Below are 15,058 nucleotides of genomic sequence, written 5' to 3' on the forward strand. Positions count from 1 at the left end.
ATGCCTTCATCACAGGATGTGAACCCATGCACAGCGTGAGACTTCAAGGCCGTCGACGATGGTGGCCGGCCGCCGTGGCCGCCGCCGCGCTCCTGGCGGGTCTCGCCGGTCCGCAGACCCCGGCCCAGGCGGCGGAGATCACCGACGGTCTGGCGCTCTGGTACAAACTCGACGCGACCTCGGGCACCGTGGCGGTGGACTCCTCGGGCAACGGCCGCAACGGAACCGTCAACGGCGCCGCGGGCTGGTCGGGTTCGGGGCAGGGACTGACGTTCAACGGCTCCGACACCTACATCAAGGTGCCGGACGACATCCTGCGCGGCATGAACTCGGTCTCCGTCTCGATGGATGTTCAGATCGACGCCGCCCAGGCCACGCCGTACTTCCTCTACGGCTTCGGCAACACCGCCGACGGCGCCGGCAACGGGTACCTCTTCGCCACCGGCAACACGTTCCGGACGGCCATCGCCTCCGGGGGCTTCGCCACCGAGCAGAACACCCGGACCTCCACCGCGCTGCCGCGTTCGGTGTGGAAGCACGTCACCTACACCCAGACCGGCACCACCGGCATCCTCTACCAGGACGGCGTGGAGGTGGCCCGCAACACGTCGCTCACCGTCACGCCCGGCGCCGTCGGATCGGGCAACACCACCGCCAACTACATCGGCAAGTCGCTCTACAGCACCGACAAGCTGTTCAAGGGCAGGATCCGCGACTTCCGCGTCTACAACCGGGCGCTGGCGCCCGGTGAGGTCCTCGCGGTCAGCGGGAACACCACGGCGATCGCCGCGGCCGAGGACCCCTCGCTGAAGATCGCCGCCCTCGTCGACGACGCCACCAGCAGGGTCACGCTACCGGTGAAGGAGGGCACGGACCTCACCGCGCTCGCCCCGCGGTTGACCCTCTCCCAAGGCGCGTCCGTCAACCCGGCCTCAGGCACCCCGCGCGACTTCACCCACCCTGTGACGTACGAGGTGACCGGCTCCGACGGGACGAAACGCACCTGGACGGTCTCCGCGCAGATCATGAGGAGCCCGGTCCTGCCGGGGCTCACCGCCGACCCGAACATCGTCCGTTTCGGCGACACGTATTACATCTACCCGACCACGGACGGCTTCGCGGGCTGGAGCGGCACACGGTTCAGTGCGTACTCGTCGAAGGATCTGGTCCACTGGACGGACCACGGCGTCATCCTCGACCTCGGTCCTGACGTCAGCTGGGCCGACAGCCGGGCCTGGGCCCCGACGGCCACCGCGAAGAACGGCAAGTTCTACTTCTACTACTCCGCCGACACCAACATCGGCGTCGCGGTATCCGACTCGCCCACCGGCCCGTTCAAGGACCCTCTCGGCAAGCCGCTGATCGCCCGCGGCTCCCACCCCGGCCAGATGATCGACCCGGACGTGTTCACCGACGACGACGGCCAGTCGTACCTCTACTGGGGCAACGGCCACGCCTATGTGGTCCCGTTGAACGACGACATGGTCTCGTTCGACGCCTCGAAGATCACCGAGATCACCCCCGGCGGCTACAACGAAGGGTCCTTCGTCATCAAGCGCAAGGGCGCCTACTACCTGATGTGGTCCGAGAACGACACACGGGACGAGAACTACCAGGTCGCCTACGCCACGGGCTCCTCGCCCACCGGCCCCTGGACCAAAAGAGGCGTCATCCTGGAGAAGGACCTCTCGCTCGGCATCAAGGGCCCCGGTCACCACTCCGTCGTGCAGGTGCCGGGCACCGACGACTGGTACATCGCCTACCACCGCTTCGCCGTCCCCGGCGGTGACGGCACGCACCGCGAAACCACCGTCGACAAGCTGGAGTTCGACGCCGACGGCCTGATCAAGAAGGTCGTCCCCACCCTGAGCAGCATCGACCCCGTCTCCAGCGGCGTCACCCTGCCGACGAACACCGCGCGGTCGCTCCGGTCCGTCAACTTCCCCGGCCGCTACGCCGTCGTGCGCTCCGACAGCCTCGGCTACCTCGACCCCGTGACCTCCTCCAGCACCACGGCGGTCAAGCAGAGCGCCACCTTCACCGTCGTCCCGGGCCTGGCCGACGGCAGCTGCTACTCGTTCCGGGACGCGTCCGGCCGGTACCTGCGTCACAAGGACCTCCGCATCCGCGCCGACGCGAACGCCGGCACGACGCTCTTCGCCAAGGACGCCACCTACTGCGCCCGGCAGGGCTCGGTCACCGGCTCGGTCGGTCTCGAGTCGTACAACTACCCGGGCCGCTACCTCCGTCACTACAACTACGAGCTGCGCCTCGACACCTACCAGGACAACGCCACCTTCCGCGCCGACAGTTCCTTCACGCCGGTCAGCCCCTGGGCCTGACCGCGTCCCCCGCCCCCCGGCCTGCACCGGCGGGCGGCGCAGCACACAGAGGGCTCCCGCACGGACATGACGTGCGGGAGCCCTCTGCCGTCAGGCCCGTGTGAGGTCCATCGTGAGGTCATCGTGAGGTCTGTCGTGAGGGCCTTTGCGCTTTCAGGCCGGTGAAAGGGGGCTGTGGTCCTCCCGAACCGGTCACAGGTCTTGTCACCGGTGTGCGCGACGTGCCAATGTCCGGCCATGGTTACGTAACCATGGCCGGTTCACAAGGGTCCGAGTGCCTGTCTCCGGACCCGGCCCCTGGTTCCTCACTGCCTCGGCTCAGGTGGCGAACCCGCACTCCGCCCCGCGATTTCCGTCACTGGAGACGACATGACCAAGACCCCGACGAGGTCGAGAAGACTGGCCAGTGTGCTCATGGCCGGCTTCGGCGCGACACTCATGTTGCTGACCGCCCCCGCCACCGCCCTCGCCCAGCCGGCCGCCAGGACGTCGGCCGGCTCGTACGCGCCGGGCACGCCCGCGTCCAAGGGCGGTACGAGTGACTTCCGCGGAGTGAACTGGGCGGACCCGCGGGACAACTACGCCAGTGACGCCGTGGTGCCCAGCGGGCTGAAGGTCACCGACGACTACCGCACGGTGTACCGCACCGCGAGCCGCATGGTGAGCGGCTTCAAGAAGAACCTGGGCGCCAACACGCTGCGCCTGCCGATCAACCCGGCGACCGTGGGCACCGCCTGGTGGAAGTCGTACCGGGCGACGATCGACGCGGCCACGGCCCACGGTGACAAGGTCATCGTCAGCTACTGGGAGGCCGACACCAGCAAGGACGGCCTGGTCGACGACACGGCCGCCTGGAAGAAGATGTGGAACACCGTGGTGCGGGAGTACAGGCACAACCCGCGGGTCTACTTCGAGCCCATGAACGAGCCGCACGGCTACACCCTGGACCAGTGGGTGTCCGTCACCAGCGGCTGGCTCGCCCAGCACAAGGACGTCCCGCGCGGCCGTGTCGTGATCAGCGGTACCGGCTACAACGACAACGTCACCGGTGTCGGCGCGGCCCGCGCACTGCGGGGAACGCTGCTGTCGCTGCACTTCTACGGGTTCTGGAACAGCTACACCCAGCAGTCGGACTGGACCGCCGACCTGGCAGCCCGCCTCGGCAAGTACGCCGGCCGGACCATCATCGACGAGGCCGGCGCCCCGATGACCATCGGTCTGAACTACGGTGCGTGGAACGGCAACATCTACACCTCGTACCTCGCTGCCGTGGCGAACACCGCCCGCAGCAAGGGGATGGGGCTGGTGTACTGGCCGGGACTGCGGTTCGGCGACGCCTACTCGATCGAGTCGCTGGACTCCAAGGGCAACCTGGTGGACAACAGCGCCACCGGAGTCGCGCTGCTGCGCTGGGGATACGGCTTCGGCAAGACCCCGCCCGTCAACAACCTGCCGCCCGCGCCTCCCGGTGAGGTCCTGCGCGGAGTGGGCTCCGGCCGCTGCGTCGACGTGCCCGGCTTCAGCACGTCCAACGGCACCCAGCTCGACCTCTGGGACTGCAACGCCGGCGGCAACCAGTCCTGGAACTGGAACGCGGCAAAGCAGCTCACCGTCTACGGCAACAAGTGCATGACGGTGGGAGGCGCCGGAGCCGCGGCGGGAGACCCCGTGGTCATCGCCGACTGCACCGGCGCGACGGCACAGCAGTGGAACGTGAACGCGGACCTCTCGGTGACCAGCGTCGCGAACCCGGCGCTCTGCCTGGACGCGGCCGGAGCGGGCACCGGCAACGGCACGTCGGTCGACGTCTGGTACTGCAACGGAAGCACCAACCAGCAGTGGGCCAGGAGCTGACGCCTGCGCCCGATAACCGCGTCTGTCGCCGTACCGGTCAGCGCCGCCGTACCTCGCCTTCCGGCGAGGGCGGCGGCGCTCCGGTGCTCGCGCGGACGATCAGCCGGGTCGGCACGAGGGTCTTGTCGATCAGGTCGGGCCCGGTCCGGGCGATCTTGGTCAGCAGTTTCTGCAGGCTGAGCCGGCCGACCGCGGCGAAGTCCTGCCGCACGGTGGTCAGCGGCGGCCAGAAGGCCTGGGTCTCCTCCATGTCGTCGAACCCCACGACGCTGACGTCCTCGGGAATCCGGCGGCCGAGCTCGTGCAGGGCACGCATCACGCCGAGCGCCATGTGGTCGTTCGCGGCGAAGATCGCCGTGACCTCAGGCCGCCGCCCCAGAGTCAGCCCGTGCAGGTATCCGGAGCGGGTGGTCCAGTCGCCGTACAGCACCGGGGGCGCGGCGATGCCGGCCTCCTCCAGCGTGCGCCGCCAGGACTCGACCCGATGGGCCGCGGAGAAGGAGGTCGGGGGACCGGCGATGTGCCACACCTGCCGATGACCGAGGTCCAGCAGGTGTTCCGTCGCCTGACGGGCGCCCTGCGCCTGGTCGGTGTCCACCACGGTGTAGCCGGGGCCGGTGTCGGAGTCGACGACCACCATCGGGACCCCGGGCGGAAGGCTGAACTCCGTGTCGTCCAGGAGATGGGCCTCGAAGACGAGGATCACGCCGTCGACGGCCGCCTCGCTGAGCCGGTCGTAGGCCCCGGACAGCCTGCCCATCGTCGGATCCGGCACGGGGATGAGGGTGACCGCGTACTTGGCGAGCGCGGCTTCCTTGGCTATGGCGTCGAGCGTGCGCGTGTTCCCGAACGTCCTGAGCGTGAAGGTGATGACGCCGATCGTGTTGAACCGGCCGCTCTTGAGCGCGCGTGCGGCTCCGTTCGGCCGGTAGCCCAGCGCCTGCATCGACTCCACGACCCGCTGCCTGGTCGCCGGGTCGACGTTGGTGTGGCCGTTGGACACGCGCGACACCGTCTGCGGCGCGACGCCGGCGTGACGGGCGACGTCCGCCATCGACGGCCGGGGCCGTCCGGACCTGGACCTTTCCCCCATCGCCATGATCCCCTGTTTCCTTGTTTCCCCTGTTTCCGAGCCCTGACGACAGCCTAGGCCCACTCCCCGGGCGCCTGCGGCGCGAGGTCCCGCCCGTTCCTCGCCGCAAGACGCGCAGGACCGCGGGTCAGGGCCGGACGGCCGCGCCGAGGGCATGCCGGCAGGCCCGTTCGTCGTCCTCGCCGAACACGGCGAACACGACGCGGTCGAAACGGCCGGGGCGGGCGTCCCGCCAGTCGGTGACCGTGCGCAGCGCGACGGGAGTGGCCTCGCTCCTCGGGTAGCCGAAGACACCGGTGCTCACGGCGCAGAACGCGACGGTGCGGACGGCCGCCACCTCGGCGGCGAGGTCCAGGCAGGCCCGGTAGGAGGAGGCGAGCAGCCCCAGCCGGGGTACGGCCGGATCGGTCGCGAGCAGCCGCGGCGCCTCGCGGACGTGGGCGTCCAGGGAGTCAACCGGCCCGATAAGGGACCCGTGATGTTCAAATGCGACAGCCCGTGGGTGCTGACGCGCGTGTGTCAGCCCCGGGCGGCGCGCACGACGTCGGCGAGGGGCGTGGCGGGGCGGCCGGTGAGGCGGGGGACGGCGTCGCTGACGCCGTCGAGTTCGCCGGACGCGATGGCCGTGTAGGTGGACACCCAGGCGTCCAGCTGCCACGGCGGGGCACCGTAGGAGGCGCGGGAGGCATAGGCCTCCTCGAGCGTCTCCGGCCGGTAGACGACCGCGCGTCCGAGCTGCTCGGACAGGATCACGGCCGCTTCGTCCAGGGTCAGGGACTCGGGGCCGGTCAGGTCGTAGGCGACGCCGCTGTGGTCGTCCGGACGGGAGAGCACCGCGGCGGCCGCGTCGGCGATGTCGTCCTGGCCGACGAACGCGGCACGCCCGTGTCCGGCCGGACCGCGGATGACGCCGTCCTCGCCGGCCAGGTCGGGGACGAACTCGGCGTAGAGGTTGTCCCTGAGGAACGTGTACGCCAGCCCGCTCGCCCGGATGTGCTGCTCGGTGTGGAAGTGGTCGCGCGCCAGGGTGAAGGTGGCGTCGGGGGCCGCGCCGTAGAACGAGAGGTACACCAGGTGCCGTACTCCCGCTTCGGCCGCGGCGTCCACGAACGCCTTGTGCTGGGCGAGGCGGTCGGCGCTCTCGGAGGCGGACACCATGAAGACGGTGCGGACACCGGCGAGGGCCTCGCTCACCGCGGCCCGGTCGGCGTAGTCGCCGCGCACGGCCACCGCGCCGGGCAGCCGCGGAGCCCGCTCGGGGCGGCGGGCCACCAGGGTCTGCTGGACGCCCCGCTCGGCCAGCCGGCGGGCCACCCGCCCGCCGAGACGGCCGGTGGACCCGGTGACCGCGATCGCGGGGGCGGACCCCTCGGATGCCGCGGAGGTTGCGGGTGCGGCGGAGGTGGCAGAGGCCACGGGTGTTGTGGACGCTTCGGATGCCTCGGACATGAATGGGTCTCCTCGTGTGGTGACGTGGGTGCCCCGCCGGTACCCGTCAGGATTCGAGCCGGTCGAGGAGCCGGTCCGCCCCGAGGGGGGACGGAGAGGGCCCGCTCGCCGAGGTCTGAGGGTACGTCGGGGTGTCGGGGGTCGATCCGGACGAGGCGGGCCCGGGGCGTCCGGCGCACCACGTCCTCCATGGGCAGGCGGATCACCCCCGGGGTATTGAATCCGGCGCCGAGTTCCAGCACGAGCAGGCTGCTGTCCGTGGGCGCGGCCTCGAGCCACCGCACCAGCCGCCGGCCGCACCCTGTCCCGGGCGACGCCGGCGGTGAGGCCGTGGTCGGAGTCCTTCGCGTCGGCCACGGCCTCGTCGCCGGCGGCGAAGGCGTCGAGGACGCGCACGGGGCCGAACGCCTCCGCGTGGGTGCAGGTCGGCATCCTCGGGTACCGCAGCCGCGGGTCGCCGGGCGGACCGCGTCCTCGGGCCCGTCAGGCCGGCGCCGACATCGCGCCTGCCCGGGCTAGACCAGGCCGGCGTTCCAGTCCAGTTGGCGGGTGAGGGTGTCGCCGGCCGGGCGGGGCGGGGGCGGGCCGGCGGACGGCCGTGGGGCTGGGGTGTGGGTGCCGCGGGAGATGTTGCCGCTGACGGTGGTGTTGTGCTCCACGCGGGGGCGGCGGAGCGTCTCGTAGAGGGTGAGCGCGGACTCGTGGTCCGGGGCGTCGCGCAGGCACTTCGCGAGGATCACCGCGTCCTCCAGGGCCATCGACGCGCCCTGTCCGGTCGCGGGGGAGGCCGCGTGCGCAGCATCGCCGATCAGCAGCGTGCGGCCGGAGCGCCACGGGGTGCCGTTCGGGACCTCGGCGGCGTCGGTGACCAGCACGGGGGCCTTCGTGGACGCGACGATGTCCGCGGCGGCCGTTCGGTCCGGGCGCAGCAGCGGGACGAGCAGGTCGCGCCAGTGGCCGGGTCCCGCGTGCGCGATCTCGTCGGCGGTCAGCGGCTCGTCGGCGTCGACGCGGGCGAACCAGGAGGTCTCCCCGCCGGGGGACGTCATATGGCCGAAGGCGACCGCGCTGCCGCGGATCATGGTGATGCACGCCGTCTCGTCGACGTCGCTCACCGGAGCGTCGGCGGTGTAGCCGTAGAAGACGCGCTGCCCCGCGTGACACGGCACCGCGGTGGGGGCGGTCGCCCGGCGGACCGTGGAGTTCAGGCCGTCCGCGCCGAGCAGCAGGTCTCCGGTGGCCGAGCCGCCGTCCGCGAAGTGCGCGGTGACGCCCTCGGGGCCCTCCGAGACGCAGACGAGGCGCGCGCCGTGGACGATCTCGACGCCGCGCCGCACGGCCAGCGCCTGCAGCGCCGCGCTGAGCTCGCCGCGGCGCAGGCACCGGTACCGCAGCCGCGGGTCGCCGGCCTCCCCGAGGGGGACGTGGGCCGCCTCCGCGCCGGTCGCGTCCACGACGCGCATCGAGGTGAGCGGGAAGCCGAGCGAGGTCACCGCGTCCGACGCGTCGATCTGGGCGAGCGCCCGCAGGCCGTTGCTCGCGAGGGTGAGGAACGCGCCGACGTCCTCGGCGGAGTCGGGGTGCGCCTCGTACACGACGGCCCGCTGCCCCGCCTTCCGCAGCGCCAGCGCCGCCGCGGCGCCGGCGATCCCGCCGCCGATGACCAGTACGCGCGCCATCCCTGTCCCCGTTCTCTCCGTGTCCGGACGGGTCCGGACGTTTTCCGGACGTGCACGGGTCGTCCTGCCCGCGATCCTGTGCGGGGGAACGTCGGGGCGGTGGGCGGGAGTTCCCCGGCGTCAGCGCCCGAGGGACGCCAGCAGCGCCGCGAGCTGTCCGAGCGGTTCGGGGCCGACGATACGCAGGACGACGGTGTCCGCGCCGGAGGCGTGCAGGGCGCGGACGTCGTCGGCGGCCTGTGCGGGTGTGCCGGAGACGGTGAACACCTCGTCCTGCGGGCGGCCGAGCCATGCGCCGTGGCCCTCGGTGTGCGGGTGCAGGGTGCGGGCGACCTCGTCGGCGTCGTCGCCCACGCAGGCGAACGACAGCACGGTCAGGGTGTGCTCGGGGCCGGCGCCGCCCTTGGCGGTCAGGGCCCGGGTGTTCTCCAGGTCGCCCGGCCCGTGGCCCTCGGCGATCAGGACGCCGTCCGCGACCCGTCCCGCCAGTTCCAGTGAGCGGGGCCGGACCACGCCCGCGACCACCGGCGGGACCTGGGCGGGAGGATGCACCAACGCGATGCCGTCCAGGCGCACTTCACGGCCGTCCAGCTCGACCCGCTCACCGCGCAGCAACGCGCGCACGGAGGTGATCGTCTCTTCCAGCAGGGCCAGCGGCGACCGGGGGGCCACGCCGGCCGACTCCATCCACTCCCGCACCCCGTGTCCGACCCCGGCGACCAGCCGTCCGGGGAACACACGGGCCAGCGTGGCCAGTTCCATGGCCAGCAGCGCCGGGCTGCGCAGCGGGGCGGGGGCGATGCCGATGCCGACCCGGATGCGTGCGGTGGCTCCCAGTGCCACGGCCGCCGCCGACACCCCGCCGTTCCACCCGAGGTCCTCGACCACCCACAGGTCGTCCACGCCGAGCGTCTCGGCCTCCCGTGCGAACCCGGGCAGGCCCTCGGGCGCCCAGTCCCGGTCGTACATGACGCCGATCCGCACGCGCGCCTCGTGCGACTCGTGCGCCTTCTTCGCCTCGTGCGCCACGTTCGTCGTGTTCGTCATGGCTCGGAACCTGCTTCCTGTCAGGCCGCGGAGGCTCCGCACCGACGAGCGTCGGGGCGGAGCCTCCGGGGTGGGGGGAGTGGGGGGAGCGGGGTGGCGGACGGGGGTGGGGGGAGCGGGGTGGCGGACGGGGGTGGGGGGAGCGGGGTGGCGGGCGGGGTGGGGAGAGCGGGGTGGGCGAGCAGCCCCGGGGTCAGCCCTTGACCGGCTTGCCGCGGCCCCAGGCCCACGCGAGGCGGTCGGCGCCGGACTGGTTGGTGGTGGCCAGCCAGGGGCGGTCGGCGGGGCCGACGAGGGTCTGCACCGAGTAGATGTCGTCGGTGCGCAGACCCGGCCAGTACACCGAGCCCATCTTCAGTTCGCGGAAGGTGTCGGTGACGGCCTGGATGAAGTTGACGAAGTTGTCGTCCGGCGTCTTCACGTCGTAGTTCAGACCGGTCGTCATCGGGGCGCCGAACTCGTCCGCGACGGTACGGCTCGCGCAGTCGCCGATGCGCACCTTCAGGTCGGCCACCCACTGGTCGTAGGTCGCGTAGTCCTTCCAGAACCCGTAGTGGTGCAGGGAGAGGTACGTGCCCTTCAGGCGCGGGTCCGCGCAGACCGTGGTGACGTGGTCGTTGTAGCCGGCGCCGCTGACGAAGACGCGATTGCGCGGCACCTTGGAGTACGTCGACAGCCACTTCGCCGCGATGTCGGCCCACTGGGCGTCGGTGTAGCCGTGCGGCTCGTTCATCGGCTCGAAGTAGACGCGCTTGTCGTTCTTGTACGCCTTGACGACGGTGTTCCACATCGGCCAGTAGGCGGCCTCGTCGTCGATGAAGCCGTCCTTCTGGGCGCCCGTGCCCTCCCAGTAGGAGACGATGACCTTGAAGCCCTGGTCGGAGGCCGCGTCGATGACTCCGCGGTACGCCTTCCAGTACGCGCCGTTGACCGTGTACGGGTTGATCGGCAGCCGCACGGTGTTCGCGCCGAGATTCGCGCGGAACGCCGCGATGATCCGGGTCGCCTTGGCGTAGGTCTGCCGGTAGCTGTCCGTGGTCTTCAGGCCGGACAGCTGCAGGTAGTCGTCGGCGAAGTTGTCGCGTGGGTCTGCCCAGTTCACGCCCTTGAACTGGGTGGTGTCGGCGGCCGGCCGGGATCCGTGGTGCGCCGGGGAGGCGGCGGTGGGGGAGGCGGAGGCCGGGCTGCCGGCCAGGGTCGCGCCCGTGACGGCGGCGACGGCGACCGCGGCGAACGCGGCGCGCAGGCGGGGGGAGACGGAGGACGCTGCGGTGGGGGACTTGCGCATCTACGTGCCCTTTCAAGACGATGTTTACGTAACCATCGAGCTTCGCGGTGAACCCGCGGCACCCCCGAGGCGGCCCTGCGGTGGCGGGTGTTTACGTAAACATGGCGGCGCCGGAATCGTGGCACCCGGCCAGGTGATCGTCAAGGTTTCGCACGTGTGACGCCGGTAAAGCCGAGGTGTTCCCGTGCCTGCCGGTGCGTTCCCGCGCCCTGCGTGCCGGTGCGCAACGGTGCGTTCCCGTGCCCTGCGTGCCGGTGTGTTTCGGCGGGTGCCGGTGCCTGCCCGTTCCCTGCGTGCCGGTGCGTTGCGGTGCCTGCGCGTTCCCTGCGTGCCGGTGCGTTGCGGTGCCTGCGCGTTTCCTGCGTGCCGGTGCGTTGCGGTGCCTGCGCGTGCTCCGCGTGCCCGTGCGTTGCGGTGCCTGGGCGTGCCCCGCGTGCCGGTGCGTTCCCGTGCCTGCCCGCGCGGGTCCCCTCGGCGGCCCGCGCCCGGCGGCCCGCTCCCGGGGGTGCGGGGCCGCCCCGCGTGTCGCTCAGGCGCCCAGCGGGTTCAGGGTCAGCGGTTCGATCTTGCCCTCCAGCATCGCGCCCAGGCCCTGGGCGGCGCAGATGTCGGGGCGTTCGGCGATGTGCACCGGCATCCCGGTGGCCTGGCGCAGCATCTGGTCGAAGCCCGGCAGCAGGGCGGAGCCGCCGACCATCATGATCCCGCGGTCGGCGAGGTCGGCCACCAGGTCGGGCGGGCACTCCCGCAGCACTCTGCCGATGCCGTCCAGGACGGCGGTCAGCGGGGTCTCGATGGCGTCGCGGACGGCCGCGGTGTCGACCTGCACGGAACGGGCGAGGCCGGTCGCGACGTCCCGTCCGTGGATCTCGGTGGACGCGGGCCCCTGCGGCGTGAGGCCGTTGCCGGAGAGGGCGAGCTGCAGCGGCCGTACGGACTGGCTCGGCAGCATCAACTCGTGTTCGTGACGGAGGTGTTGCACGATCGCGTGGTCCACGGCCTCGCCGCCGACCGGGATGCGCTCAGCGGTCACGATCGAGCCGAGGGACAGCACGGCGACCTGGGTCGCGGCGGCCCCGCACACCATGATCATCGTGGCCTCGGGGCGCTCGACGGGCAGTCCGCAGCCGACGGCGGCCGCGATCAGGGTGTCGACGAGCTCGACGCGCCGGGCGCCGAGGCCCACCAGGGTCTCGATCGCGGCGCGCTGGGCGAGCGGGTCGGCGTCGTGCGGGGTGCAGGCGGCGGCCCGCAGGAACGGCTTGCGGCGCAACTGACGGCGGATCTTGTCGCCGATGAGATGGCGCAGCATGCGCTGCGCCATCTCGATGTCGACGACCGTGCCGCCGGAGACCGGGCGCACCACACGGATGTAGTGCGGGGTGCGCCCGGTCATCTTCTCTGCGAACTCGCCGACCGCGATCAGCGCGCCCGTGCGGGTGTTCACGGCGGCGGCGGACGGCTGGTCGACGACCAGCCCGGCCCCCTTCACATAGACCCGCGTCCGCGCCGCTCCCAGGTCGACGGCGAAGTGGCAGCGGCGCAGCTGCTCCAGACTGGCGGTCATGGCAGGTCCTCCCGAGAGCACAGACCGTGGGGGCCGCCGGTCGGCAGGCCTCCCTACGCATCGTGCGCGGGCGGGGAGGGGACCGCCCTTTCAGGTGGGCCGGGTGGGGCGCGGCTGAATGGGGGTTGTTCCGCAGACGGCGCGCGGTGAAGGGCGGTGAGGTGCGGCGAGGGGCCCCGCCCGTCGCCCTCGGCCCGCCGTCGGCCGGGCCGCGGTCTGCGCCCGCGCCCTGGAGCGCGCTGCCCCGTGCTCGCCCCGCGCCCCCGTACCCGCGCCGGACCTCGTACTCGCCCCGTGCCCCGTGCTCGCCCCGTGCCGCGGATCTGGTGCTCCCCCGTGCCCTGTGCTCGCCCCGTGCTCCGGGCCTGGTACTCCCGGTCCCCCTGTTCGTCTCGCCCCGTGCACCCGCCCCCTGCTCGTGCCCGTTCTGTCAGGCGAAGATGCCCTGGCCCGGGACCAGGATGCCCCGAGGGTCGTAGGTGCACTTGGCCGACTGCAGGGCTGCCCATGCCGGCCCGAAGTGGGCCTGCCAGTCCGCGGGGGTGAGGGGGATGCTGCCGACGGGGTAGTGCGTGCCGCCTGCCGCGGCGACCGTGTCGTAGGCGGAGCGGTTGACGGCCAGGAGGCGGTCGACGGCGGCCGTGTCGTCCGGCGCGGCCGCGCTCAGGATGTCGAAGAGGTACGACATCTCGTCGTCGGAGGTGCGCAGCAGCGGGGTGGTGAGACGCTCGCGCAGCAGGGGGTAGAAGAGGATGACGGCGCCGGGGCCGACGTCCGCCGGGGTGAGCCCGTCCAGCACCTGCGCGCCGAGGGCCGCGGCGGACGCGCCGGGGAGCATCAGGTTCAGCCACGGGTGGGCGAAGCCCCAGATGCCCGCCTCCTTCATGGCCGCGATGACGGGGGCGAGGCGGTCGAGGAAGTCGTAGTAGGGCTGGTCGGCGATCTGCACGGTGGCCGGGTCGTGGCGCAGGCCGCGCAGCAGAGCCGCGTCGTCGGGGGCGGGGCCGACCGGCGGGCCGTATGCCACCGCCTCCAGGACGTGGACGCCGAACGCGCCGGAGGCGTCCGCGTGGACCTGGCCCTCGACGTAGTCGAAGCGGCCCTCGTGGACGAGGACGCGCTGGTCGTCGAGGAAGGTCGCAAGGTCGCCGTAGGTCAGCTGGTAGCGGCGCACGGTCGTGGGCGCGGGCACCAGGCGCAGCGTGGCCTCCACGATGACGGCGCACTGGCCGAGGCCGGCCAGGACGGCGCGGAAGAGGTCGGGGCGCCGGGACGGGGAGCAGCGCACGAGTTCGCCCGCGCCGGTCACGACCTGCAGTTCCGTCACGTTGTCGACCTGGGCGCCGACCCGGTGGGCCTGGCCTCCGAGGCCGCCCACAGACAGCGTGCCGCCGACGGAGAGCTCGAGGTAGTCGGTGAACACGGGGGGTGTCAGGCCCTCTGCGAGGGTGGCCCGGGCGACCGCGCTCCACTTGGCGCCGGCGCCCACGGTGACCGTCCTGGACGCCGTGTTCACGGAGCCGATGCCCGAGAGCGGGGCGGTCTCGATGACGAGGCCGCCCTCGGCCTGCGCCTGGCCGAACGGGGAATGCCCCTGGCCGCGCGGCGCGACCGGCAGCCGGTGGTCGTTGCAGAAGCGGACCATGGCGACGACGTCGCGCACCGAGCCCGGGCGCAGCACCGCCGCCGGGCGGCGGTGCACGATGTGCCCGTAGTCGTCGGCGGCGGCGGTGAGCGACGGGGCGTCCGTGAGGAGGGTTCCGTCCAGCCGCGGGACCTTGGCGAGGGTCGCGGACGTCGCGGACGCGGAGGACGCTGAAGACGTGGACGCGGAGGCGGAGGCGGTCCCCGACTCGGCGGCGGTCGCGGCCCAGGAGCGGGACGCGGTGTCGAAGGCGACCACCGCCGCTCCGGTGACCGTGAGTCCGCGCAGAACGGTACGTCGGGACGGTGTGCGAGACATGCGTAATTCCACCTCTCGATCTTCATGAAATCTTCAAATCTCCCACAGCCTAAGGCAGTTCACCGCTTCAGCGGTTCGGACGTATGTGCCCGCGGCGGGTACCGCGCGCCCCGCCCCCGCTGCGACAAGGCGGGCGCCGCGAAAGCCGTGGACGACGAGCCCGCGGGGCCGGCTCGGGGACGGCGGGGGACGGCGAGGCCGGTCGCGCCGTCGCGCCGGCTTCCGTCGGCCATCCCGCAGGGACGGCACGGCCGGCGCGCCAGGCCGCTCGGCGAACGTCACCGACAGGGCGTCCGGCGCGGCCCGTCCCCGACAGGGGCGCAGGTCGTCACCTTGCGCGGGGTGACGGGAAAGCCCGTGCCGGCCACCCGGCCGCCGTTCTCGATCCGGGCGTGCCGTCCGGCGCTGTTCACGAGCCGGCGGAGGGCGACCAGGTCAGTTTCACGACGAGATGCCCCTCCGCCGTGCCCTTGGCGATGATGGCGCCCGTCTCCGCCGACAGCTTCACGCCGAACTCGATCTCGACGCCGTCGGGTTGCAGCGTCCCCTCCCGGAACACCCGCAGCGCGGACTCGGCGGCGGCGCGCACGCCCTCCAGGGCGCCCTCGAAGGTGCGGGCCGCCTGCACCGTCCCGTCGCCGCGGGCCACCAGCCGGGAACCGGACCGTCCCTCCGCGACCGCCTCCACGGCGACCACGGCGCCGTCGTCCGTCCTGAACTCCACCAGTCCGTCCACGGTCTCCCCCGTAACCCCTTCTCTGCTCCGCGTTCCACGT

At 72.4% G+C, this 15,058-nt stretch carries 11 protein-coding genes; 2 read left to right on the forward strand and 9 right to left on the reverse strand.

The genetic code is table 11. The features are described from left to right. The first annotated feature begins 35 nt into the window (after window positions 1-35). Window positions 36-2,342: a family 43 glycosylhydrolase gene (locus ACN6LD_RS00670; RefSeq protein ID WP_445042305.1), complete on the forward strand. Its 2,307-nt coding sequence runs from the start codon at window positions 36-38 to the stop codon at window positions 2,340-2,342. Window positions 2,343-2,711: 369 nt separating this feature from the next. Then, on the forward strand, window positions 2,712-4,196 hold the full coding sequence (locus ACN6LD_RS00675; RefSeq protein WP_445042181.1) for a ricin-type beta-trefoil lectin domain protein: 1,485 nt from the start codon (window positions 2,712-2,714) through the stop codon (window positions 4,194-4,196). Between the two features lie 37 nt (window positions 4,197-4,233). On the opposite strand, the gene ACN6LD_RS00680 is transcribed toward ACN6LD_RS00675, so the two are convergent. The 9 genes from ACN6LD_RS00680 to ACN6LD_RS00720 form a co-directional block, all read right to left on the reverse strand. Beyond that, on the reverse strand, window positions 4,234-5,295 hold the full coding sequence (locus tag ACN6LD_RS00680; RefSeq protein WP_445042182.1) for a LacI family DNA-binding transcriptional regulator: 1,062 nt from the start codon (window positions 5,293-5,295) through the stop codon (window positions 4,234-4,236). 121 nt (window positions 5,296-5,416) lie between these two features. Then, window positions 5,417-5,812 (reverse strand): macro domain-containing protein, encoded by a 396-nt coding sequence (locus ACN6LD_RS00685; RefSeq protein ID WP_445042306.1) that lies wholly within the window; start codon window positions 5,810-5,812, stop codon window positions 5,417-5,419. Continuing rightward, window positions 5,809-6,738 carry an SDR family oxidoreductase gene (locus tag ACN6LD_RS00690; RefSeq protein WP_445042183.1) on the reverse strand — a complete coding sequence of 310 codons (930 nt, stop codon included), beginning with the start codon at window positions 6,736-6,738 and terminating at the stop codon, window positions 5,809-5,811. The genes ACN6LD_RS00685 and ACN6LD_RS00690 overlap by 4 nt, the downstream gene beginning before the upstream one ends. A gap of 515 nt (window positions 6,739-7,253) precedes the next feature. After that, window positions 7,254-8,417, reverse strand: a complete 1,164-nt coding sequence (locus ACN6LD_RS00695; RefSeq protein WP_445042184.1) for an FAD-dependent oxidoreductase — start codon at window positions 8,415-8,417, stop codon at window positions 7,254-7,256. A 120-nt stretch (window positions 8,418-8,537) separates the two neighbouring features. Continuing rightward, entirely contained in the window at window positions 8,538-9,386 is an 849-nt protein-coding gene (locus tag ACN6LD_RS00700) for an LLM class flavin-dependent oxidoreductase (protein WP_319198371.1), read from the reverse strand. Window positions 9,387-9,657: 271 nt separating this feature from the next. Beyond that, a complete protein-coding gene (locus tag ACN6LD_RS00705) occupies window positions 9,658-10,752 on the reverse strand; it encodes a glycoside hydrolase family 5 protein (RefSeq protein WP_319198218.1) in 1,095 nt (364 codons plus the stop codon). A gap of 529 nt (window positions 10,753-11,281) precedes the next feature. Continuing rightward, window positions 11,282-12,319 (reverse strand): rod shape-determining protein, encoded by a 1,038-nt coding sequence (locus ACN6LD_RS00710; protein WP_319198220.1) that lies wholly within the window; start codon window positions 12,317-12,319, stop codon window positions 11,282-11,284. A 430-nt stretch (window positions 12,320-12,749) separates the two neighbouring features. After that, on the reverse strand, window positions 12,750-14,282 hold the full coding sequence (locus tag ACN6LD_RS00715) for an FAD-binding protein (RefSeq protein WP_445042185.1): 1,533 nt from the start codon (window positions 14,280-14,282) through the stop codon (window positions 12,750-12,752). A 409-nt stretch (window positions 14,283-14,691) separates the two neighbouring features. Beyond that, a complete protein-coding gene (locus tag ACN6LD_RS00720) occupies window positions 14,692-15,018 on the reverse strand; it encodes a CU044_2847 family protein (RefSeq protein WP_057582924.1) in 327 nt (108 codons plus the stop codon). Window positions 15,019-15,058: the final 40 nt, after the last annotated feature.

This window comes from Streptomyces sp. SAS_272, from assembly GCF_052543235.1.

Coding starts and splice junctions, on each gene's coding strand:
- ACN6LD_RS00675 (WP_445042181.1), top strand. CDS start 2,712: ATGACCAAGACCCCGACGAGGTCGAGAAGACTGGCCAGTGTGCTCATG.
- ACN6LD_RS00680 (WP_445042182.1), bottom strand. CDS start 5,295: ATGGCGATGGGGGAAAGGTCCAGGTCCGGACGGCCCCGGCCGTCGATG.
- ACN6LD_RS00690 (WP_445042183.1), bottom strand. CDS start 6,738: ATGTCCGAGGCATCCGAAGCGTCCACAACACCCGTGGCCTCTGCCACC.
- ACN6LD_RS00695 (WP_445042184.1), bottom strand. CDS start 8,417: ATGGCGCGCGTACTGGTCATCGGCGGCGGGATCGCCGGCGCCGCGGCG.
- ACN6LD_RS00700 (WP_319198371.1), bottom strand. CDS start 9,386: ATGTACGACCGGGACTGGGCGCCCGAGGGCCTGCCCGGGTTCGCACGG.
- ACN6LD_RS00705 (WP_319198218.1), bottom strand. CDS start 10,752: ATGCGCAAGTCCCCCACCGCAGCGTCCTCCGTCTCCCCCCGCCTGCGC.
- ACN6LD_RS00710 (WP_319198220.1), bottom strand. CDS start 12,319: ATGACCGCCAGTCTGGAGCAGCTGCGCCGCTGCCACTTCGCCGTCGAC.
- ACN6LD_RS00715 (WP_445042185.1), bottom strand. CDS start 14,282: ATGTCTCGCACACCGTCCCGACGTACCGTTCTGCGCGGACTCACGGTC.